This window comes from Agromyces neolithicus, from assembly GCF_039529735.1.
GTDB classification, from domain to species: Bacteria; Actinomycetota; Actinomycetes; order Actinomycetales; family Microbacteriaceae; genus Agromyces; species Agromyces neolithicus.
The window spans coordinates 278,412-299,780 of the sequence record NZ_BAAANJ010000002.1; the positions used below are offsets into that span (position 1 = coordinate 278,412).

Sequence of the window (21,369 nt, forward strand, 5' to 3'; positions counted from 1 at the left end):
CCCTTCGTCTCTGCGACGCTACATGCGTTCGGGAGCGGACACGCCGAGCAGGTCGAGCCCGTTGCGGATGACCTGGCCGGTTGCGTCGTTCAGCCAGAGGCGCGTGCGGTGCAGGTCGCCGATGGGCTCGTCGCCCAGCGGCAGCACGCGGCAGTTGTCGTACCAGCGGTGGTAGAGGCCCGCGAGCTCTTCGATATACCGGGCCACGCGGTGCGGCTCGCGCAGCTCGGCCGACTGCGCGACGATACGCGGGAACTCCTGCAGTGCGCCGAGCAGCGCCGACTCGGTCTCGTGATCGAGCAGCTCGGGCGCGAACGTCGAGCGGTCGACGCCGACGGATGCCGCGTTGCGGTCGACCGCAGAGGTGCGGGCGTGCGCGTACTGCACGTAGAAGACCGGGTTGTCGTTCGTGCGGCGCTGCAGGATCTCGGGATCGATCGTGAGCGGCGAATCGGCCGGGTAACGGCCGAGCGTGTAACGCAGCGCGTCGGTGCCGAGCCAAGCCTGCAGGTCGTCGAGCTCGATGATGTTGCCCGCGCGCTTCGACAGCTTCGCGCCGTTGATCGACACGAGCTGGCCGATGAGCACCTCGATGTCGCGCTCGGGGTCGTCGCCGGCGGCACCCGCGAGCGCCTTGAGGCGGTGCACATACCCGTGGTGATCGGCGCCGAGCAGGTAGATCTTGTGCTTGAAGCCGCGATCGCCCTTGTCGAGGTAGTACGCGGCGTCGGCCGCGAAGTACGTGTACACGCCGTTGCCGCGACGGGCCACGCGATCTTTGTCGTCGCCGAAGTCGGTCGTGCGCACCCATACGGCGTCGTCTTCGTCGAAGACATGGCCCTGGGCGCGGAGACGCTCGATGGCCGTGTCGACGTCGGAGAGGCCGTCGTCGCCCTTGACCTGCATGCGCCGTTCGCTCGTCCATACGTCGAAGTGCACGTTGAAGCGATCGAGGGATTCGCGGATCTCGGCGAGCTGCAGTTCGTACGCGATCTCGGTCGCGGTGTGCAGCGCCACGTCGTCGGCGAGCTCGAGCAGCTTCGGCTCGCGCTCGAGCACCTGCTCGGCGAGATCGGCGATGTAGCTGCCCGGGTAGCCGCCCTCGGGGGTCGGCTCGCCCTTGGCCGCGGCGAGCACCGAGAGGCCGAAGACGGCCATCTGGCTGCCGGCGTCGTTGATGTAGTACTCGTTCGCCACCTCTGCGCCCGCCGCGCGCAGCACGCGGCCGATCGAGTCGCCGAGTGCGGCCCAGCGGGTGTGGCCGATATGCAGCGGCCCGGTGGGGTTGGCCGAGACGAACTCGAGGTTGATGACGCTGCCGGCGAGCGAGTCGCCGTGGCCGTAGCGCTCGCCGGCCTCGACGATGGTCTTCGCGAGGGCACCGGCAGCGGCCGCGTCGAGCCGGATGTTGATGAAGCCCGGCCCGGCGACCTCGGCGGTCGCGACCCCATCGATCGCGGCGAGGCCCTCGGCGAGCTCGGTCGCGATGTCGCGCGGGCTCTGGCCGAAGGGCTTCGCGATGCGCATCGCGATGCTCGACGCCCAGTCGCCGTGCTCGCGCAGCTTGGGGCGCTCGAGCGTGACATCACCGAGCGCGAGCCCGAGTTCGACTTCGACGCCCGCGGCACGACGTCGCTCGGCGAGGGCGAGCACGAGGTCGTACAGGACGCGGGAGAGGTCGGCTGGAGTCACTCCGAAATCCTACCCGCCGCGGTTGGTAAGGTTCGTCACATGCCGCGCCCGCTCCACCCCGCCCGAACCCCCGTCTTCGGCCCTGTGCTCGTCGCCGCGGCATCCGTTCTGCTGCTCACCGGATGCTCCGGGGCCATGCCAGGGGGGGCGACCGACCCGGGCGCTCCGCCCGCGGCATCCGAGTCGCCCGCGGCAACGGCGAGCCAGCCCGCCGAACCCGACGAGAAGCCCGTACCGTTCGAGGTCGCGTGCGACGAGCTGCTGAGCGCCGACGACGTCTACGCCTTCAACCCGAACTACGGCACCGACCCCGGGTTCGAGCCGAGCGCCGAGGCCTTGGTGGGCGTCGTCGACGAGGCGGGCACCGCGTGCGGGCTGCTGAACCAGACCAACGGCGCGGTCATCGAGTTCGGGGTCGCCACTCCCCCGGCGGGCGCCCTCGCGACGCGCATGGGCGACGCGGCATTGAACAGCAACGTGGTGCCCACATACGGCACGCCCCCCGACGTCGAGGGCTACTTCAGCCGCGCCGGCGACGTCGGTGAGGCCCAGGTGTTCACCGGCCGCTACTGGGTCGTCATCGACTCGACCGAGCTCGTCGAACCCGGCGACGCGCAGTCGCTCGTCTCGGCGCTGCTCGCGAACCTCCCGGCCGGCTGAGGGCCGGTCACGCATGCGAAGCACACACGGCACTCCCTCGTGGCTCGGCGCGGTGAACGACCGCGTCGGGCTCTCGGCGCTGCTCGACCACGGTCCGCTCACGCGCAACCGCATCTGCGAACTCGTCGGCGTCTCGAAGCCGACCGCCTCGATGATGATGAACCGGCTCATCGCCGCCGGGGCCGTCGAGGAGCGGGGGCAGGTCAGCGGCGGCTCGGGGCGCAACGCCACCCTCTACGCCGCCCGCACCGACCGACCGCTCGGGGTGGCGATCGCCATCGACGCGCACGAGTTGCGCGCGAGCGTCGTCGACGCGGCGGGCGGCGAGCGCCCGGTCGTGCGCACGGTGCTGCCCGGTGATGCCGCGGCCCGCTCGGCCGTCGGCGAGGTCGCCGCGGCGATCCGCGACGCGAGCGCCGCGGCCGGCACCGACCCCGACGAGGTGCACACGATCTGCATCGGCACGGCGGGCTATGTCGACCCGGGCGGCGAGGGCGCCCTGTTCAGCGAGACGCTGCCCGGCTGGCCGACCACCGGGCTGCGCGCGACGCTCGAGGCCGAGCTCGGCGTCGTCGCCTTCATCGAGAACGACGTGAACCTCGCCGCGCTCGCCGAGCGCGAGACCGGCGCGGGCGTCGACCGCGACGTGTTCGCACTGCTCTGGCTCGGCAACGGCGTCGGGGCGTCGTTCGATGTCGCGGGCGACCTGCACCGCGGCACGTTCGGCGGTGCCGGCGAGATCGGGTTCCTCCCGCTGTCGGTCGCGGCGCGGCAGCTCGACGACGCCGCGCACACCAGCCAGGACCTCGTCGGGGCCGTCGCCGTCGAACGGCTCGCGGCCGCGCAGGGCCTGGGCGCCGACGACTACCGGGGCACGATCGACGCGATCGCGGCGAGCCCCGACCGCGACCTGATCATCGATCGGCTCGGCGAGCGCATCGCCCACATCAGCCTCGCGCTGCTCGCCACGCTCGATCCGGGCCTGCTCGTGCTCGCGGGGCCGACCGTCGCCGTCGGCGGCCCGCGCCTCGCCGAGGCCGTCGAGCGCGACATCCGGCGACTGAGCCGCTGGTATCCCGACGTCGTCGCGACGCACGTCGAGGGCGATGCCGTGCTGGCGGGCGCTCGCGCGTTCCTCACGGCGAAGGTGCGCGACGAGTTGCTCGGCACGGTCGCTCAACTGACGATGTGAGCCCCTTCGCGACGTGAGCGTCGAGCGCACCCGGCGGTCGGGCCTGGGGCGCACAGGTGGTAATGTCTCTAGTCGTGCGCCTCCGTAGCTCAGGGGATAGAGCGCCGGTTTCCGGTACCGTAGGTCGGGGGTTCGAATCCCTCCGGGGGCACGTTTTCCGTTCGCGGGTCGAGGGCATTCGCCCTCCCCGTCGTTCGAGTCGCACCCACGATCGCGGTGTGCGGTCGTGGACGGGCGGCGCAACTGCCCCATAGACTCGACACCGTCTGCTGGCACGGGGGAAGGGCACTGGCGCATGCGGTTGCTACGCAACGGTTCGGTGGTTCTGGCGATCGTGGCAGGCATCGTGCTCGCGGGCGCAGCCGGCGCGGCGCGTGCCGATGACCCCGTCGCATTCGGGTCGTCGCCGGTCGTCGACGCCGCGGGCGTGCTCGGCGACCAGACCGACGACGTGGTCGCCTCGATCGACGCGGCCGCCGAGCGCAGCGGGCGCCAGCTGTTCGTCGCCTACGTCGACACGTTCACCAACCCCGAGGCCGCCGACGAGTGGGCGACCCGCACCGCGATCGACAACAACATGGGCAGCGAAGACTACCTGCTCGCCGTCGCGGTCGACGGGCGTGCGTACTACCTGTCGGCCGCCAGCGACGCATCGCTCTCCGATGCCGAACTCGACCGAATCAGCCTCGAGGTCATCGAACCACGGCTGCGCGACGAAGACTGGGCGGGCGCCGCGACAGCGGGCGCCGAAGCCATCGCCGGCGAAACCGGGGGCGGGGGCTTCGGCGTCGGGCTGATCTGGTTCCTGGTCATCGCCGCGGCCGTGGTCGTCGTCGTCGCGATCGTGCTCGCCCGCCGCAAGAAGAAGCGCGCCTCGGTCGACGCCGGCGGCGTGCCCCTTCCGTCGATCGACGACCTGCGCCGTCGCGCCGGCGGTGCGCTCGTGCAGGCCGACGATGCGCTCAAGACGAGCGCCGAAGAGCTCGGCTTCGCAGTCGCCTCGTATGGCGACGAGGCCACCACCGACTTCCGCACCGCGCTCGAGGCCGCGAAGGCGAAGGTCGCCGAGGCGTTCACGCTGCAGCAGCGCATCGACGACGCCGAGCCCGACACCGACGACGAGCGGCGCGCCTGGTACGGCGCGATCGTCGAGCTCACGGGCGAGGCCGACGCGCTGCTCGACGAGCAGGCCGAGCGGTTCGACGCCCTGCGCGACCTCGAGCGCAACGCGCCCGAAGCCCTCGCACGCGTCGAATCCGCCGCCACCACCGCCGAGCAGCAGATCGCACCGGCCGCCGAGCGGCTGAGCGGGCTCAGAGCGCAGTACGGTGAGAGCGCCCTCGCCGCCGTCGCCGACAACCCCGAGCAGGCGCAGGTGCGCATGACTTTCGCGCGCGAGTCGCTCGCCGCCGCGAAGTCCGCGGTCGAAGCCGGCCAGGGCGGCCCGGCGGCCGTGTCGATCCGGGCGGCCGAAGAGGCGGTCGACCAGGTCGAGCTGCTGTCGAATGCCGTCGAACGTCTCGCAGCAGATCTCGCCGCCGCCGACCAGGCACTCGCCGAAGGGGTTGCCGAACTCGAGCGCGACGTGCAGACGGCGCGCTCGCTGAACACCGAGGCCACGAACGCCATCGCCGATCGCGTCGCGGCCGAGGCGTCCGACATCCGCTCGTCGATCGGCGTTCCCGGGCGCGACCCCCTCGCGCTGCAGGCGAGACTCGACCAAGTCGACGCCGAGATCGACGCCGCCGTGCAGGGCGCCCGCGACGCCGCCGAGCAGGCGGCGCGCGCACGGGCACAACTCGACCGAAGCCTCGCAACCGCCCGTGCACAGGTGCACGCGACCGAGGACTACCTCGTCGCGCGCCGCGGCGCCGTCGGCGCCGAGGCACGCACCCGGCTCGCCGAGGCCGGCAGGCTGCTCGTGCAGGCCGAGGCCGCCGCACCGACCGACCCGGCCGCAGCGCTCGCGACCGCCCAGCGCGCCGACCAGCTCGCCCGATCGGCGATGTCACTCGCGCAACACGACGTCGGCGGGTTCAGCGGCGGCATGGGGGGCGGATTCGGCGGCAGCAGTGGTGGCGGGGGCAGCGACGTCTTCGGTGCCGTGCTCGGAGGCATCCTCATCAACTCGGTCCTCGGCGGCAGCGGGGGCGGCGGCTTCGGCGGAGGCGGCGGCTTCGGCGGCGGAGGATTCGGCGGCGGCGGGGGCGGCGGTCGACGCTCCCCCGGCAGTTTCGGCGGGTCGGGCACGCGCTCGCGCCGCGGAAGCGGAGGCCGATTCTGAACCGCAACGACCGCTGACCGAACCTCGACGACCCTGTTCTCACCACGAAAGGAACACCATGTCAAAGCAGTCCATCTTCGGCCGGATCTCGCAGCTCGTGCGAGCCAACATCAACGCGCTGATCGACCAGGCCGAAGACCCCCAGCTCATGCTCGACCAGATGGTGCGCGACTACACCAACTCCATCGCCGACGCCGAGGCCGCGATCGCCGAGACCATCGGCAACCTGCGCCTGCTCGAGGACGACCACCGCGAAGACGTCGACGCCGCACGCGAGTGGGGCGAGAAGGCGCTCGCCGCCAGCCGCAAGGGTGACGAGCTGCGCGCGGCGGGCGACGCGACCGACGCCGACAAGTTCGACAACCTGGCCAAGGTCGCCCTCAGCCGCCAGATCTCGTCCGAGAACGAGGCCCGGTCGGCCGAACCGCAGATCGCCGCGCAGACCGAGGTCGTCGACAAGCTGAAGGCCGGCCTCAACGGCATGAAAGAGAAGCTCGTCCAGCTGCAGAACAAGCGCAGCGAGCTCGTGGCCCGGGCGAAGACCGCCGAGGCGCAGAAGCAGGTGCACGACGCGGTCAAGTCGATCGACATCCTCGATCCCACGAGCGACATCGGCCGCTTCGAAGAGAAGATCCGTCGCGAGGAGGCGGTCGTGCGCGGCCAGGCCGAGCTCGCCGCGTCGAGCCTCGACGCGCAGTTCAACGAACTCGACGACCTGGGTGAGCTCACCGAGGTCGACGCGCGCCTGGCTGCGCTGAAGGCCGGCGGGTCGCAGAGCGCGATCTCGGGCTGAGCCGACACCCCCGTTGCAACGGCCGTGCCACGCGTCGACCACGCGCGGCACGGCCGTTCGCCGTCGGCGGAGTCGGAGACATCCATCGTGCATCGCGCACCGAGGAGCGCGATACTGGATCGCATGCCAGCAACCTTCGTCGTCGTGCCGCTCTGGCAGGGATCGGTCTCGGCTCGCGCGATGAGCCATGCCGACGGTGCCAGCGCCATCCAGGGCGACCTGCCCGCCTCGACCACCATCGTCGTCGACGTGCCCACCGAAGCCGGCGAATCGCTCGGCACCGGGGTGGCGCGCTACTCGACGATCCGTCGTGTGCGCGAGCTCGCCGGCGCCGCGCTCGACCGGGTGCCCGACTGGGCGATCACGATCGGCGGCGACTGCGGGGCCGCCGTCGCCGCCGCCGCGCACGCGCAGCAGCGTTCGGGCGGCGACGTGGCGGTGCTCTGGCTCGATGCGCACCCCGACCTGAACACGGCCGAGTCCTCGCCGTCAGGCGGGTTCGGCGGCATGGCCCTTCGGGCGATCGTCGGCGATGGGCCAGAGGGGCTCGCCCTCGACGACGCGACGCGAGTCTCGCCCGGCAGGGTCGTGCTCGGTGGCGTCCGCGCGGTCGACGACGAGGAGCGCCGCTTCATCGATGAGCACGGCATCGTCGAGCTCACGGTCGACGACCTCGCCGACCCGGCCGCGGTCGTGAGCGCGATCGAGGCCACAGGCGCCGAGCGGGTGTTCGTGCACATCGACCTCGACGTGCTCGACCCTTCCGCCCTCGCCGGGCTGTCGTACCCGCTGCCCTTCGGCGTCGGCGCGCCCGAGCTCGCAGCCGCGCTGCGGGCTGTGGCCGCGCGTTTCCCACTGGCCGGGGCGTCGATCGCCGGGTTCGCGCCGAGCTCGCCCGAAGCGGCATCCGACGACCTGCCGACGATCCTGCGGCTCGTGGCCGCCCTCACGTCGGGCGCAGCCGCCGCGTGAACGACCGTCGCCCGGTGCGCCGCGCGGTCGAGCGCGACGGCAGCACGCTACGCCTGCGACTGACCGACTCTCGCATCAGCCGCGCCGGCTACTGGTGGGCGACCCTCGTCGGCTTCACCTGGGGTTTCCTCTGGAGCACCGGGCCGATCGAGCGCCGGCACGGACTCATCGTCTTCACCGGCATGCCGAACTGGACGTACGGTCGCGGTGGGTCGTGCGTCGGCGCGTGTTACCTCACCGGCGACAACACCCGCGAGCGGGTGCTCGAGCACGAGACCGTGCACAAGGCGCAGTGGCAGAAGTACGGCATGCTCTTTCCGCTGCTCTACTTCATCGCCGGGCGCAACCCGCTGAAGAACCGATTCGAGATCGAGGCCGGGCTCGAAGCCGGCGGCTACCTGCCTACCCCTCGGCGCGGCCGAGCTTCCAATACCCCATGAAGGCGACGCGCCGACGGTCGACGCCGAGTTCCCTGACGAGATGGCGGCGCAGCGTCGTGATGGCGGATGCCTCGCCCGCGAGCCACGCGTAGAAGTCCGCGTCGTCGCGGGGCTCGGGTACCTCCCAGAGGATCTCCTCGTCGTCGATCGGCGGGAGCTCGACTGCGGTGGCAGGGCGGTCGGACGCGGGATCGCCGCCCGATGCGCCACTGGCGCCGGATGCGTCTGCTGATGCCCACTCGTCGGCCCACGCCCGCACCGCCTCGACGAGCCGCGCACCGTACTCGTCGGACTTGTCAGACGATTCGCCGCGCGCGAGCCAGTGCACGTCGACCCCCTCGGGCGCCCGCACCTCGAGCGCATCGAGCGCATCGGGCACCTCGAGGAACGCCACGCCCCGGGCATCGCCGGGCAGCTGCTCGAGAATGGCCGACATGGCCGGCACCGCGGTCTCGTCGCCCGCGATGAGCACGGTGCGGGCGGCGCCGGGGTTCCACTCCCACCCGCCCGAGGGCTCTTCGCTCGTCGCGTCGGGTGCGATGAGCAGCATCCGCGCGCCGATCGCGGCCGTCCCGATCCACCGCGACGCCGGCCCGCCGTCGCCGTGCGCGACGAAGTCGACGTCGAGCTCGCCGAGCTCGGGCCGGGCGTCGCGGATCGTGTAGGTGCGGATCGGGTTGCGGCGCTCGTCGGGAAGCGCGCGCCAGGCGGCGAACCAATCTCCCCCGCTCGGCACGTCGGCGAAGCCGGTCGTCTCGAGCGGCAGGATCACCTTGATGCGCTGGTCGGGTCCGTCCCAGCCGACGTCGCGCAGGTCGTCGCTGCGGAAGGTCACTCGCACGAAGTGCGGCGACATCCGTTCGATGGCGGCGACGAGTGTGTCGAAGACGCGGTATCCGGGCTTGGCCATGTGCAGGCTCCTCTGTCGAGACGGTGGGTGATGATCAGGCGGTGCGGCGCGAGCGCCAGAGCAACCACACGAAGTAGGGGGCGCCGACGACGGCCGTGAGCAGGCCGGCCGGCAGCTGCCCGGGCGCGATCACGGTGCGGCCGAGGGTGTCGGCGACGGTGACGAGCAGCGCACCGAGCAGCGCCGCGAGCGGCAGCACGAGCGCATGGCGCGCCCCCACGAGGGCACGGGCCGCGTGCGGCGCGACGAGCCCCACGAAGCCGATCACGCCGACGGCCGAGACGGCCGTGGCGGTGAGCGCCACGGCCAGTGCGAGCAGGCCGAGCCGCGCGCGCCCGAGCCGGATTCCGAGCACCCGCGGGGTGTCGTCGTCGAACGCGAGCAGGTCGAGCTCGCGGCGGGCGCCGACGAGCAGCGGCACCGCGGCGAGCAGTACGACCAGCAACGCGATGAGCTGGGGGAACGTGCGCCCGTACGTCGAACCCGAGAGCCAGGTGAGCGCCTTCGCCGCGTTGTACGGGTCGGTCGCGATGATGAGCATCGAGGTGATCGCCCCGGCGGCGGCCGAGACTCCGAGGCCGATCAGGATGAGCCGGGTCGACGCCAGGCCCCCGCGCAGGGCGAGCCCGAACACGATGACCGCGGCGATCGCGGCGCCGACGATGCCGCCGGTGGCGATGCCGAGGAAGGTGGCGAGCGGCCAGAACGTGATGACCAGCACCGCACCGACCCCGGCTCCGCCGGTGACGCCGAGGATGGCCGGTTCCGCGAGCGGATTTCGCGACACGGCCTGCACGACGGTTCCCGCAAGAGCGAGGGCTGCACCCGCGAGCACGGCGGCGGCGACCCGCGGCGCACGCGTGTTCATGACGAACTCGACGAGCGGCCCGGCCTGTCCGGTCACCCAGTTGAGCACGTCTCCGCCGAGCAGCTTCGCGTCGCCGAGCAGCAGCGAGACGAAGGCGAGCGCGACGAGGAGCACCGCCGATCCGGCCATCACGAGAAACCGACCGCGTGCCGAGAGGCCGGCCCCGATCACGAACCCGGCGGATGTCTCGGACGAGGCCTTGGCCCGCAAGGCGAGCGCGATGAGGAACACGGCGCCGAAGACGGTCGTGACCACGCCCGTCGGTACTTCGACGGCGGCCTGGCCGAAGGCGAGGCGCAAGAGCACGTCGGCGCCGAGGACGACGATGACGCCCATGACCGCGGCTGCGGGGATCAGCAGCACGTGCCGCTGCATGCCCGGTACGCGCAGGGCGATGAGCCGCACGATCGCCGGCGCGGCGAGGCCGACGAAGCCGATCGGGCCGGCGACGGTCACCGCGGCCGCCGAGAGCAGCACGGCGACGACGATGCCGACGAGCCGGGTGCGTCGCACCCGCACGCCGAGCACGGTCGCGGTGTCGTCGCCGAGGGCGACGAGGTCGAACTGCCGGGCGAACACGAGCAGCACCACGACGGCGACGAGGACGACGGGCGCGAGCTGCGACACCGGGCCGAGGCCGGTCTGCGCGAGCGTGCCCTGGTTCCACGCATAGAGGCCGGTGGTTCGTTCGGGGAAGAGCAGCAACAGCATCGTCGTGATCGCCTGAAGGGCGAGCGCGATCGCCGACCCTGCGAGCACGAGCCGCACGGTGCCGCCGCTCCGGCCGCCGGCCGACAGTGCGAGCACGAGGCCCGCCGCCGCAAGACCCCCGATGAACGCGACGGCGCCACCGCCGAGTGCCGGCAGCGCGACGCCGAATGCGGCGACGCAGACCACCGCGAGATACGAGCCCGCATTGACCGCGAGCGTGTCGGGCGAGGCGAGCAGGTTGCGCGAGACCGACTGCATGACGAGCCCGGCGACGCCGAGGGCGACGCCCACGAGCACGCCGGCGAGCAGGCGCGGCATGCGCGAGGCCACGAGCACGGCGGCCGCCTGGTCGTCGGACGCGCCGGTCGCGAGGCCGAGCAGTTCAGGCAGCCCGACGTTCGCCGAGCCCTGCGTGACGTGCACCCCGGCGAGCAGCGTCGCGGCGACGAGCCCGAGGGCGATGAGCAGTACGGCGCCGAAGCGGGGACGTGTCGCCCCGCCCGGCGCCGTCACCGGCTCAGACTGCGAGCGTGTCGACGACCGCATCGATGTAGTCACTCATCGACGAGGGGCCGCCGAACATCCAGATGCCGTCGGGCAGTCGGTGCACGTTGCCGCTCTGTACGAACGACAGTGAGGTCCACACGGCGTTGTCGGCGAGGTCGACGGCGTACGCGTCGGCCTCACCGTTGGTGATGTAGAGGAACTCGACGTCGCCGACGCTCGTGAGCCCTTCGACGTCGGTCGTTCCGAGGCCGTAGTCGGCGTCGCCTTCGCCCGTCCACGCGTTCTCGAGGCCGAGTTCCTCGGCGACGGCGGTGAGCAGCGCGCCCTCGGCGAAGGGACGGATCGAGACCTGCCCGCCGCTTGCCCACGAGTCGCTCATCATGAACTCGGTGCCGGCGAGGCCGGCCTCCTCGAGCGCCGCCTTGCCTTCGGCGAGCTTGGCGTCGAACTCGGCCAGCACGGCGTCGGCCTCATCATCGGTGCCGGTGGCGGTCGCGATGCGCTCGAGGTTCGACTCCATCTGGCCGATCGGGTTCGACGCGTCGGCGCCGCGCACGACGAGCACGGGGGCGAACTCCTCGATTTGGGCGATCACCGTCTCGGGCAGGTCGGTCGTCGTGACCACGAGGTCGGGTGCGAGGCCGGCGATCGCGTCGACCGACGGCTCACCGCGCATGCCGACGTCGGTCACGCTGTCGTCGAGCGACTCGGACTGCACCCAGGCGCCGTACCCCGCGACGTCGGCGACGCCGACCGGCATGACGCCGAGCGCCACGAGGTTCTCGGCCGTGTTCCACTCGAGCGCGACCACCTGCTCGGCGGGGGCGCCGAGCTCGATCGTCTCGCCGCGGTCGTCGACGATCGAGATGGCGGCTGCCTCGTCGCCGGCGGCGGCCGGGGCTTCGGTCGTGCCGCAGCCGGTGAGCAGCAGCACGGATGCCGCGGCGGCGGCGGCCAGTGCGACGGCGGGCCCGTTCATGGTGGTACTTCTCATGGTGTCCTCACGGATCGGCGCGCGGGCATGGGTGTCCCGTGCGAGGGGGCGGTGGGTGGTCTGGGTGGTGGGCCGCGGCTAGGCCACGGCGAGAGCTTCGACGCGTTGACGCGTGTTGTAGCGCCCGATGGGGCACGTCGTGATGCAGCCGCGCTCGTCGATGTCGACATCGACCCGAATGCCGTACGCACTGCTGAGCACGTCGCTCACGAGCACCTCCGCGGGCGTGCCGACGGCCCGTACTCGGCCGGATTCGAGCAGCACGATGCGGTCGGCGATCGCCGCGGCCTGGTCGAGGTCGTGCAGCACGACGCCGATCGTGACGCCGTGATCGTCGGCGAGTTCGCGGATGAGGTCGAGCAGCTCGACCTGGTAGCGCATGTCGAGGTACGTGGTCGGCTCGTCGAGCAGCAGCACTGCCGTGTCTTGCGCGAGGCAGGCGGCGAGCCAGACGCGCTGCAGCTGGCCGCCCGAGAGCTGGTCGACGGCGTTGTCCGCGAGGTCGACGACGCCGGTGAGCGACATGGCACGGTCGACGATCGCGGCGCCGTGCGCGTCGCCCGCGATGAATCGGCCGCGATGCGGGTGCCGGCCGAACTCGACGAGCTCGCGCACGGTGAGGCCGCCGGGCGTGGGCCGGCTCTGCGCGAGCAGGGTGACGCGGCGCGCGAAGTCGCGCGCGCTGAGGCCCGCGGCGTCGATGCCCTGCGCGATGAGGTCTCCGGGCTCGCCCGCGGCAGTGCCCGATGCAACGGTGTGCACGTCACCGCCTGCCGTCAGCAGCACGCGACCCGAGTCGGGCTGGTGCAGGCGGGCGAGGGCTCGCAGCAGCGTCGACTTGCCGCTGCCGTTCGGGCCGACGAGTGCGGTGACCTTGCCCGGTTCGAGGTGGAGCTCGGCGCCGTGCACGACCGGCGTGCCGTTGTAGGAGATCGTGAGGTCGAGACCGAGCATGATCCCACTATAGGTGAGGCTTACCTAACCTCGTCAACTCGGGGCGCACGCTGCGGTCACCAGATCGACGGATGACGCTGCCAGCGCCGCACGCGCCGCTCGAGCTGCGCCCCGAGCGCGAACAGCACGGCCTCGCCGCCGGGCCGCCCGATGAGCTGCACGCCCATCGGCACGCCATCTGCGGTATCGGTGACCGGCACCGTGATCGCCGGCAGGCCCGACACGTTCACGAACGAGGTGAACGGCGTGAACTGCACCTGCTGCGCGAAGTTGCGTTCGCCGTCGTCGGGGTCGTACCAGCCGACCGCTCGCGGGGTCAGCGCGAGCGCGGGCGTCAGCACCGCGTCGTACGACGAGAATCGGCGGATCACCCGTTCCTCGAACCCCGCGAGCCACGAGAGCGCCTCAGCGAGCTCTCGTGCCGGCACCTGCCGACCCTGTTCGAGCAGCCAGCGTGTGAGCGGCTCGAGCAACGCCTCGTCATCGCCGTCGACGGGAATCGTCGCCGCGCCCGATTGCCAGATCGTGCGGAACGCCGGCGCGTAACCGGGTTCGGGCGACGGCGCCAGTTGCTCGATCCCATGGCCGATCGCCTCGAACTCCGCGACGGCCCGGTCGAGTGCACCACGCGCATCCGCGTCGATCGCGATCTCGTAGGCCTCATCCCAAGGCGAGTCGGTCATCACGCCGAGCTGGTAGCGTCCCTCGCCACGCATCGCTGCCGCGAGGAACGGACCGTCGTCGCCCGGCGCGCGCACGGCGAAGCGATGTGCGGCCGGGTAGCCGAGTGGCGCCACGAGGCCGTCGAGCAGGAGTGCCGCATCGGCCACGGTACGCGCGATCGGACCGGCCACGCCGAGGCCGGCGAGGCTCGCGAGGCCCGAGCCCGAGGGCACCCGGCCACGCGACGGCTTGACTCCGACGAGCCCGCACGAGGCCGCGGGGATGCGGATCGATCCGCCGCCGTCGGAACCAGGGGCGAACGGCAGCATGCCTGCGGCCACAGCCGCGGCCGCTCCACCGCTCGATCCGCCCGCGCCGAGCGAGAGGTTCCATGGATTGCGGGCGGGCGGCCCGGCGAGCCCTTCGGTGTACGACGGCAGCCCGAACTCGGGCGTCGACGACTTGCCGAGGCTCACCGCTCCCGCTGCGTCGACATCGCGAACGAGTTCGTCCGAGTCATCCGGAACGAAATCGGTGAACGCGCGCGAGCCGAACCGCGACGGCACGCCCGCGCGCCGAAGCAGGTCCTTGTCGGCGATCGGCAGCCCCCACAGGGGGCGGGCCATGGGAATCTCGCGCTCGACTCGCGCGGCCCGCTCGAGCGCCGCCTCGGGCGTCACCGTGGTGAGCGCGCCGACCTGCAGGTTCAGGCGCTCGATGCGCGCGAGGTAGTGCGCGGCGAGTTCGACGGGCGACACCTCGCGCCGTTGCAGCAGTCGGTGCAGTTCAAGGGCCGTGTGGTCGTGCAGCTCCATCCGTCGAGCCTACGACGCCGGGCGGCAGCGCCCCGCTAGCATGGCGCGCGTGACCGAGAACCGGGTCGTGACCCTCATCGGGCGGCATCCGCTCGCGTGGGGCACGGCGTGGAGCGCCGCGTTCGGCGTCGTCCTCGCCGCCTCGGTGGCCGCCGACTGGCCCGGATGGCTCGACTGGCTCGTGCTCACCGCGCTCGTGCTGCCCTCGCTCGTCGCCACCATCATCGTGCTGAGCGGAACGCCGCGCCGGCACTTCGACGAGATGTCGTCGGTGTTCTCGCACTTCTTCGTTCGCTACCTCGCCCTCGTCATCGCCGTCGGCGCGTGGAGCGCCTCGGTCGTCGTCGGCGCGGCGATCTCCCAGTCGATCCAGCTCGCCGCCGAGGGGCGTGAGCAGGAGATCGTGGGCATCGGCTTCGATGTCATGTCGGTCATCGTGCCGCTCGTGGTCGGCGTGCTGTGGGCGGCGTTCGTGCTGCGGTGTGCGTGGTTCCTCGCGAAGGCACGCGGCTGGGCCGAGGTGCCCGAACGCGACCGCATCCCCGACGCCCTGCTCGCCGGGCACCCGGCACTACGCCGGGCGGTCGTCGGCCTCGCGCATCCGGCGCTCTTCGCGATCACGGGACTCGCCGTCGCAGTCGCCGTGCCGTTCACGGTGGGCGAGTTCACGGTCGCGCTCTGACGCCGCGTCGCGGCATCCGAAAGACGCGCTCGCGGGGCCCGACCGCTTGGGCGCCCGGCTACTTGAGCGTCTTCTGCATCAGCACGGTGCCGAGCCACCGGTCGAACTTGAACCCGACGCGGCCCATGCGCCCGATCTCGACGAAACCGAACTTCTCGTGCAGCGCGATCGACGCTTCGGCGCCCTGGTCGGCGATGACGGCGATCATCTCTTTGAGGCCGGCCGCCTTCGATCGGTCGATGAGCTCGCGAAGCAGCGCGCGGCCGAGTCCCTTGCCGGATGCCGCGGGGCCGAGGTAGATCGAGTTCTCGACGGTGAACCGGTAGGCGCGCTTCTGCTTCCACGGCGATACGAGTGCGTAGCCCAGCAACTGCCCCGAGGGCGACTCGGCGACGATGAACGGCATGCCGAGCTTCGAGAGGTACGCGAACTTCGACTTCCACTCCTTGAGGGTCATCGCGTCTTCGTCGAACGTCACCGTCGAGTTCGCGACGTAGTAGTTGTAGATCTCGCGCACTGCGGGCAGGTCGGCGGCCCGGGCGTCGCGAATGGAGTACTCGAACGGTGCCTCTGCGGCGGGCGTCGGGCGCAGATGCCTCGGGAGTTCGCGGCGCTGCTGGTATTCCTCTTCGAGCATGCGGCAAGCCTACGCGCGCGATATTTCGATCGGGTTTCGGGTGTCTCGTCAGGCCGGCAGGCTCCAGTCGACGGGTTCGGCGCCCTGGGCCGCGAGCAGCGCGTTCGCCCGGCTGAACGGCTTCGAGCCGAAGAACCCGCGCGACGCCGAGAGCGGGCTCGGATGCACGGACTCGATCAGCGGCGTGTCGCCGAGCAGCGGCTTCAGCCCCTGCGCGTCGCGGCCCCACAGGATCGCGACCAGCGGGGTGCCGCGCGCGACGAGCGCGCGGATGGCATGGTCGGTGACCTCCTCCCAGCCTTTGCCGCGATGCGAGGCCGCGTTGCCCGGCTGCACCGTGAGCACGCGGTTGAGCAGCATGACCCCGCTGCGGCTCCAGTGCGTGAGATCGCCGTGCCCGGGCGTCACGATGCCGAGGTCGTCGTGGAGTTCGCGATAGATGTTCGCCAGGCTGCGAGGTACCGGCCGCACGTGCGGGTCGACGGCGAACGAGAGCCCGATCGGATGTCCCGGCGTGGGGTACGGGTCCTGCCCGACGATAAGCACTCGCACATCGTCGAGCGGGGCATCGAAGGCCCGCAGCACCTTGTCGCCCGCCGGGAGGTAACCGCGACCGGCCGCGGTCTCGGCGCGGAGGAAGTCGCCGAGCGCGGCGATGCGAGGTGCGACGGGTGCGAGTGCCGTCGCCCAGCCGGCGTCGATGAGCCCGTTTGCCGCGAGCTCGTCGAGGGTCTTCGCGGGCGGCACTCAGGCGCCGATCGTCGAGACCAGCACGCCGCCGTCGGTCGGGAGCACCCGCCAGACACTGCCCGAGCCTTCGACGCGCAGGCCTCCCTCTCCCACGATCAGCACGGTGCGCTCGTCGATGCCGAGCCCGCCGTCGACGAGGCCGGATTCGACGGCGGTGACGAGGCGCGAGAGCATGCCGCGCTCGGCGACATGCACCTCGATGGCCACGTCGACGAGCCCGATGCCCGACTCGATCTCGAGCTCGAACCCCGGTTCGGCGGGGTCTTCGGGAGCGACGACCACGCCGTCGATGCGCGAGCCGCTCGCCAGCGACCCCTCGGCCGCGATCATCGCACCCGCCGAGACGCCGAGATACGGCACGCCTGCGGCCACCTGCCGACGCAGCTCGCCGAACACCGGTTCGAGTCCCGCCCGCACCTCTTCGACGATCCCGCCGCCGACCGCGATGCCGTCGACCTCGGCGAGCGCGGAGAGCGCGATGGGCTCGCCGCCGCGAGCGGCCGTCACGTGCGGATCGAACTCGCCCGCCGCGCCGAGGACGTCGACGAGCACGCCGGCCCGTGCCTCGCCCTCGGGGTGGATCGAGACCACGGCGACCCGAGGCCGAGAGCGACCGGCGGCGCGAGCCCGCGCGGCCGCCTCGGCGACGAACGGCGCGTACAGCGGAGCATCCGCGACGGTGAGCGCACCGCCACCGACCAGGTGCACGCTCACGCGATTCCCTCGGCGCCCTCGCCGACCTCGACCGGCGGCAGCGACGACCACGGGAACACGATCCAGTCGTCGGTCTTGCGATAGTCGAAATCGGGCACCAGCACGGTGTGCGACTTCGTGTACAGCGTCGCGGTACGCACCTCAGCGCCCTCGTCGGTCAGCAGCCGCAGCACCTTCGCGAGGGTGCGGCCGGAGTCGGAGACGTCGTCGACGAGCAGCACACGCTTGCCGCTGAGTGCCGGTGCGTCGAGCATCGGCGGGTGCAGCACCGGCTCGGGCAGGCGTTCGTCGATGCCCGAGTAGAACTCGACGTTGATCGACCCGCACGCCTTCGTGCCGAGCGCGTACGAGATCGCCCCGGCGAGCAGCAGCCCGCCCCGCGCGATCGCGATCACCACGTCGGGGCGGAACCCGGCGCGCAGCACGTCGCTCGCGAGGGTTCGGGCGGCCTCGCCGAAGTCGTCCCAGCCGAGGATCTCGCGGCGGATCCCGTCGACGCCCGCGGCGGCGTCATTCGCATCGAAGGTCATCCCGACAGGCTACCCGGAGCCCCCCGCCGGTCGCTCGTGCGCGGCGTCGGCAACGGGCATCGGCTCGACCGGCGGCAGTACCGCCGTGGCCGACGGGTCGGGCTCCTCGCCCGTCGAGAGCGACGGCGGGGCCGCGAGCGCCTCGCCGCCGTCGCCCTGGTGCCGCAGGTTCGCAACCCTCTCGTTGAGGTACGAGATGATCGTCGCCGACGCCGTGCCCACGATCGCGATGCCGCCTGCCATGAGCAGCACCGCGTAGAACCTGCCGGCCGAGGTCACGGGGTACAGGTCCCCGTAGCCGACCGTCGCGATCGTGACGATCGACCACCAGATCGCGTCGCCGAAGGTCTCGATGTTCGCTCCCGGGGCACCGCGCTCCGACTGCAGCGTCGCGAGCGCGAGGAAGAACACCCACGCGGCCGCATAGGCGAGGGCCAAGATGATGAACCGCGCCCGCACGGCGCTCGGCGTGTGCTTCTTCAAGAGCGGCAGATCTTGCAGCAGGCCGACGACCCGGAGCGCACGGAACACCGGCAGCACCGCCGAGAGCACCTCGAGGGGGTGATGCCAGGCATAGTGCCAACGTCGGCCGCGCGGGGTGAGCGCGATCCTGATGACGACGTCGATCACGAAGACCACCCACGTGGCGATGAGCACGAAGACCATGATCGAAGTGACGCCCTGCGGGCGATCGGGCCACAGCACGAAGACGGTGTAGGCCACGACGAACAGCACCCCGAGCAACGCGAGCGTGCGCCCGGTCACGTCGACGTAGCGCGTGCGCCGACGCGTCGCCGGGTCGCCTTCGGACACGCCCCGAAGGTTCATCGCACCGTCTCCGCTCGCACCGCGAGCTCGCCCTTGGCCACCCGGTAGGGCGCCGCCTGCGCCACGGGCTTCACGACGATGAGGTCGAGGTCGACGTGCCGGGGCTTGAGCACGGCGTCGACGATGACGCCGGCGATGTCGTCGGCGACGAGCGGCTCGGGAACCCCTTCATACACCGCATCGGCGCGAGCGCGGTCGCCGCCGAAGCGCACGAGCGCGAACTCGTCGGTCCTCACCAAGCCGGGCGCGACTTCGATGACTCGCAGGGGTTCGCCGTTGAGTTCGAGCCGCAGCACCTCGGTGAGGGCGTGCGCCGCGAACTTCGCCGCGTTGTACCCGCCACCCCCGGCGTACGCCGTGTGGCCGGCGATCGAGGTGATGTTGACGATGTCGGCGACACCGCGGTCGACGGCACCGCGCCGCAGCAGCGGAAGCAGTGCGCTCGTGACCCGCTTGAGGGCGAGCACGTTGACCTCGAACATCCACGCCCAGTCATCGACCTCGGACGCCTCGACGGAATCGAGGCCCTTGGCGCCCCCGGCGTTGTTCACGAGGGCGTGCACTCCCCCGGTCGCCGCAAGGTGGTCGCGCAGGCGATCGACGTCGGCCTGCTGCGTGAGGTCGGCGACGACGACGGATGCCCCGGTCTCGGCCTCGAGCTCACGCAGGCGGTCTTCACGCCGGGCGACGCCGACGACATCCCATCCGGCCGCCCGCAGCGCGCGCACGGTGGCCGCCCCGATCCCAGAACTCGCACCGGTCACGACCGCTCGCAGCACACTCATGCGCCCATTCTGCCGCGATCCTCCCGCCGCGTCGCGCATGCGCGTGATCTCCCACGCCGCAACGGTGTGCGGTTCTGGCTGCGGCTGATGCGGTGAAGGCCAGGTCGCCTATCGCCCTACGATCGTGTGGTGAGCACCCTGCCCGGCGATCCGGCGCCTGAACCCCGAGACGCGCGCGCCACCGCAACGGTGGGCCAGGTCGCCGTCCGCATCGACCGGCTCGCAGCCGACAACGACCGTCTCATCGTCGGCATCTCGGGATTCTGCGGCGCCGGCAAGTCGACACTCGCCCGCGAACTCGCAACCGGCGCACATCGACTCCGTGTACGCGGCGACGACTTCCTCGACCCCGTGCAGTCGCATCGGCGCTCGGCCGACTGGAGCGGGGTCGAGCGGGCGCGTCTGAATCGCGAGATCCTGATCCCCTTCCGAGCGGGGGCATCGGCTCGATTCCGCAGGTACGACTGGGCCGCAGGCCGACTCGGACCCGAGCAGCTGCTTCCGCCGGCGCGCGTGCTCATCGTCGACGCCATCGGCCTCTTCCATCCCGAGTGTCTCGACCTGCTCGATCTCACGGTCTGGGTCGATGTCGGCCTCGAGCAGGCGACGGCGCAGGGCAAGGCCCGTGATCTCGCCCTCGGACGCCGGCACGGCAAGCTGTGGGATGAGGTCTGGATGCCGAACGACCGCGACTTCGCACGCCGCTACGATCCACGCGCTGCCGCCGACATCCTCTACACGCCCGACCTGTGCGAGAGAATGAGGTGATGCACACGAGGACCCACCACCCTCCGACGCCGACGCGCAGACGCGTGCCGCTCTGGGACAACGCCCGCTGGATCGCGATCACGCTCGTCGTGATCGGGCACGGAATCCTCCCGCTCATCGGTGAAGACAACGCCGCCTACAGCGTCTACCTGTTCATCTACTCGTTCCACGTCGCCGTGTTCGTGACGGTCGCCGGCTACTTCGCCAAGTCGGGCCCGCCGAACGCGCGGGCGCTCAAGCAGATCCTCACCGACATCGTCTTCCCGTTCTTCATCTTCGAGACGATCTGGACGGTGATCCGGTGGATCCTCGGCGGGGAGTTCGCGCTCGACTTCACGACCGCCTCGTGGACCCTGTGGTTCCTCATCGCGCTCGCGATCTGGCGCATCGTGCTCCCATATCTCGTGCTGCTGCGCTACCCGCTCCTCATCGCGATCCTCATCTCGATCGGCGCCGGGTCCACCGAGACCATCGACTCCACGTTCGCGCTGACGCGAACGTTCGGCATGCTGCCGTTCTTCGTGTTCGGCTGGAAGCTGCGGCAATGGCAGCTCACGGGGCGGTGGCTCGAGCTGCGCCCCGCGGTCGCCTGGCGGTGGCGTGCCGGCGCGATCGCGATCTTCGTCGCCGTGCTCGCGTTCATGCCGATCACGATCGAGACCCTGCGCGACCTGCGGCTGCGCCGGTTCATGCTGTACGACGAGTCGTACGAGGCCATCGGCTACGACGAACCGTGGTCGGGCGCCATCCGCCTCGTTCTGCTGCTGGGCGCGATGACGCTCGCGGTGGCATTCCTCACCCTCATGCCTCGGGGTGCGCACTGGTTCACGCCGTTCGGCCGCGCCACGATGTACATCTACCTGCTGCACACGTTCGTGCTGTTCCCATTCCGCGAGACCGGCCTGCTCGCAGGACAGCAGCCGTTCTGGGTGCTCCCGGCAATGATCGTGTTCTGCGTCGGCATCTCGATCGTGCTCTCACTGAAGCCGGTGCGGCGCATCTTCCGCCCCCTCGTCGAACCGCGCGCGAGGTGGCTCTTCCGGCCCGAGCCCTCCACGGCGACCGGCACCCTCGTGCTGCCCCCCGAGGCCGGGCATCGCTGACGGCGAAACCCGGGCCGCCGAGCGTGACGCCGTGTTGCGGCATCCGTTGCCCCTCTTCGGCCGCGCGCCTAACGTGGCTCGAAAGCTGCGGTGGCTCCGCACGCCCGACCACCTGAG

21 protein-coding genes and 1 tRNA gene are annotated in these 21,369 nt (G+C 71.5%); 10 read left to right on the top strand and 12 right to left on the bottom strand.

What is annotated here, in order from left to right:
- Positions 1-18: 18 nt before the first annotated feature.
- A complete protein-coding gene (locus ABD164_RS04550; protein WP_425545902.1) occupies positions 19-1,692 on the bottom strand; it encodes an arginine--tRNA ligase in 1,674 nt (557 codons plus the stop codon).
- Between the two features lie 39 nt (positions 1,693-1,731).
- Between ABD164_RS04550 and ABD164_RS04555 the strand changes: the two genes are divergently transcribed.
- The 7 genes from ABD164_RS04555 (at position 1,732) to ABD164_RS04585 (ending at position 8,033) form a co-directional block, all read left to right on the top strand.
- On the top strand, positions 1,732-2,352 hold the full coding sequence (locus tag ABD164_RS04555; RefSeq protein ID WP_344293874.1) for an iron ABC transporter ATP-binding protein: 621 nt from the start codon (positions 1,732-1,734) through the stop codon (positions 2,350-2,352).
- Positions 2,353-2,365: 13 nt separating this feature from the next.
- Positions 2,366-3,544: an ROK family transcriptional regulator gene (locus tag ABD164_RS04560; RefSeq protein ID WP_344293875.1), complete on the top strand. Its 1,179-nt coding sequence runs from the start codon at positions 2,366-2,368 to the stop codon at positions 3,542-3,544.
- Between the two features lie 78 nt (positions 3,545-3,622).
- A tRNA-Arg gene (locus ABD164_RS04565) sits at positions 3,623-3,695 on the top strand.
- A 144-nt stretch (positions 3,696-3,839) separates the two neighbouring features.
- Positions 3,840-5,828, top strand: a complete 1,989-nt coding sequence (locus tag ABD164_RS04570) for a TPM domain-containing protein (protein ID WP_344293876.1) — start codon at positions 3,840-3,842, stop codon at positions 5,826-5,828.
- 58 nt (positions 5,829-5,886) lie between these two features.
- Positions 5,887-6,621, top strand: a complete 735-nt coding sequence (locus tag ABD164_RS04575; protein ID WP_344293877.1) for a PspA/IM30 family protein — start codon at positions 5,887-5,889, stop codon at positions 6,619-6,621.
- Positions 6,622-6,744: 123 nt separating this feature from the next.
- The gene (locus ABD164_RS04580; RefSeq protein WP_344293878.1) at positions 6,745-7,593 is read left to right on the top strand and encodes an arginase family protein; all 849 of its coding nucleotides are present in this window, start codon (positions 6,745-6,747) and stop codon (positions 7,591-7,593) included.
- Between the two features lie 14 nt (positions 7,594-7,607).
- Positions 7,608-8,033 (top strand): Fe-S oxidoreductase, encoded by a 426-nt coding sequence (locus tag ABD164_RS04585; RefSeq protein WP_344294108.1) that lies wholly within the window; start codon positions 7,608-7,610, stop codon positions 8,031-8,033.
- Here the strand turns inward: ABD164_RS04585 and ABD164_RS04590 are convergent.
- The 5 genes from ABD164_RS04590 to ABD164_RS04610 form a co-directional block, all read right to left on the bottom strand.
- The gene (locus tag ABD164_RS04590; RefSeq protein ID WP_344293879.1) at positions 7,996-8,943 is read right to left on the bottom strand and encodes a siderophore-interacting protein; all 948 of its coding nucleotides are present in this window, start codon (positions 8,941-8,943) and stop codon (positions 7,996-7,998) included. The genes ABD164_RS04585 and ABD164_RS04590 overlap by 38 nt on opposite strands.
- Positions 8,944-8,977: 34 nt before the next feature.
- The gene (locus ABD164_RS04595) at positions 8,978-11,068 is read right to left on the bottom strand and encodes an iron ABC transporter permease (RefSeq protein WP_425545904.1); all 2,091 of its coding nucleotides are present in this window, start codon (positions 11,066-11,068) and stop codon (positions 8,978-8,980) included.
- A complete protein-coding gene (locus ABD164_RS04600) occupies positions 11,040-12,008 on the bottom strand; it encodes an iron-siderophore ABC transporter substrate-binding protein (RefSeq protein WP_344293881.1) in 969 nt (322 codons plus the stop codon). The genes ABD164_RS04595 and ABD164_RS04600 overlap by 29 nt, the downstream gene beginning before the upstream one ends.
- A 93-nt stretch (positions 12,009-12,101) precedes the next feature.
- Positions 12,102-12,977 carry an ABC transporter ATP-binding protein gene (locus tag ABD164_RS04605; RefSeq protein WP_344293883.1) on the bottom strand — a complete coding sequence of 292 codons (876 nt, stop codon included), beginning with the start codon at positions 12,975-12,977 and terminating at the stop codon, positions 12,102-12,104.
- Positions 12,978-13,033: 56 nt separating this feature from the next.
- Positions 13,034-14,455 carry an amidase gene (locus ABD164_RS04610; RefSeq protein WP_344293885.1) on the bottom strand — a complete coding sequence of 474 codons (1,422 nt, stop codon included), beginning with the start codon at positions 14,453-14,455 and terminating at the stop codon, positions 13,034-13,036.
- A 49-nt stretch (positions 14,456-14,504) separates the two neighbouring features.
- Here ABD164_RS04610 and ABD164_RS04615 point away from each other — a divergent pair, with 49 nt between their 5' ends.
- A complete protein-coding gene (locus ABD164_RS04615) occupies positions 14,505-15,137 on the top strand; it encodes a hypothetical protein (protein WP_344293887.1) in 633 nt (210 codons plus the stop codon).
- A gap of 58 nt (positions 15,138-15,195) precedes the next feature.
- On the opposite strand, the gene ABD164_RS04620 is transcribed toward ABD164_RS04615, so the two are convergent.
- The 6 genes from ABD164_RS04620 to ABD164_RS04645 are packed head-to-tail and all read right to left on the bottom strand — an operon-like array spanning position 15,196 to position 19,381.
- Entirely contained in the window at positions 15,196-15,774 is a 579-nt protein-coding gene (locus ABD164_RS04620; RefSeq protein WP_344293889.1) for a GNAT family N-acetyltransferase, read from the bottom strand.
- 48 nt (positions 15,775-15,822) lie between these two features.
- Positions 15,823-16,521, bottom strand: a complete 699-nt coding sequence (locus ABD164_RS04625; RefSeq protein WP_344293891.1) for a uracil-DNA glycosylase — start codon at positions 16,519-16,521, stop codon at positions 15,823-15,825.
- Positions 16,522-17,238: a Type 1 glutamine amidotransferase-like domain-containing protein gene (locus tag ABD164_RS04630; RefSeq protein ID WP_344293893.1), complete on the bottom strand. Its 717-nt coding sequence runs from the start codon at positions 17,236-17,238 to the stop codon at positions 16,522-16,524.
- The gene (locus tag ABD164_RS04635; RefSeq protein WP_344293895.1) at positions 17,235-17,768 is read right to left on the bottom strand and encodes a phosphoribosyltransferase; all 534 of its coding nucleotides are present in this window, start codon (positions 17,766-17,768) and stop codon (positions 17,235-17,237) included. The genes ABD164_RS04630 and ABD164_RS04635 overlap by 4 nt, the downstream gene beginning before the upstream one ends.
- A 9-nt stretch (positions 17,769-17,777) precedes the next feature.
- Complete coding sequence (locus tag ABD164_RS04640; RefSeq protein ID WP_344293897.1) at positions 17,778-18,581, bottom strand: potassium channel family protein; 804 nt, start codon at positions 18,579-18,581, stop codon at positions 17,778-17,780.
- 11 nt (positions 18,582-18,592) lie between these two features.
- Positions 18,593-19,381, bottom strand: a complete 789-nt coding sequence (locus ABD164_RS04645; RefSeq protein ID WP_344293899.1) for an SDR family NAD(P)-dependent oxidoreductase — start codon at positions 19,379-19,381, stop codon at positions 18,593-18,595.
- Between the two features lie 129 nt (positions 19,382-19,510).
- On the opposite strand from ABD164_RS04645, the gene ABD164_RS04650 reads away from it, so the two are divergent.
- Positions 19,511-20,149: a uridine kinase family protein gene (locus ABD164_RS04650; protein ID WP_344293901.1), complete on the top strand. Its 639-nt coding sequence runs from the start codon at positions 19,511-19,513 to the stop codon at positions 20,147-20,149.
- The gene (locus ABD164_RS04655; protein ID WP_344293903.1) at positions 20,149-21,252 is read left to right on the top strand and encodes an acyltransferase family protein; all 1,104 of its coding nucleotides are present in this window, start codon (positions 20,149-20,151) and stop codon (positions 21,250-21,252) included. The genes ABD164_RS04650 and ABD164_RS04655 overlap by 1 nt, the downstream gene beginning before the upstream one ends.
- The last annotated feature ends 117 nt before the right edge of the window (positions 21,253-21,369 follow it).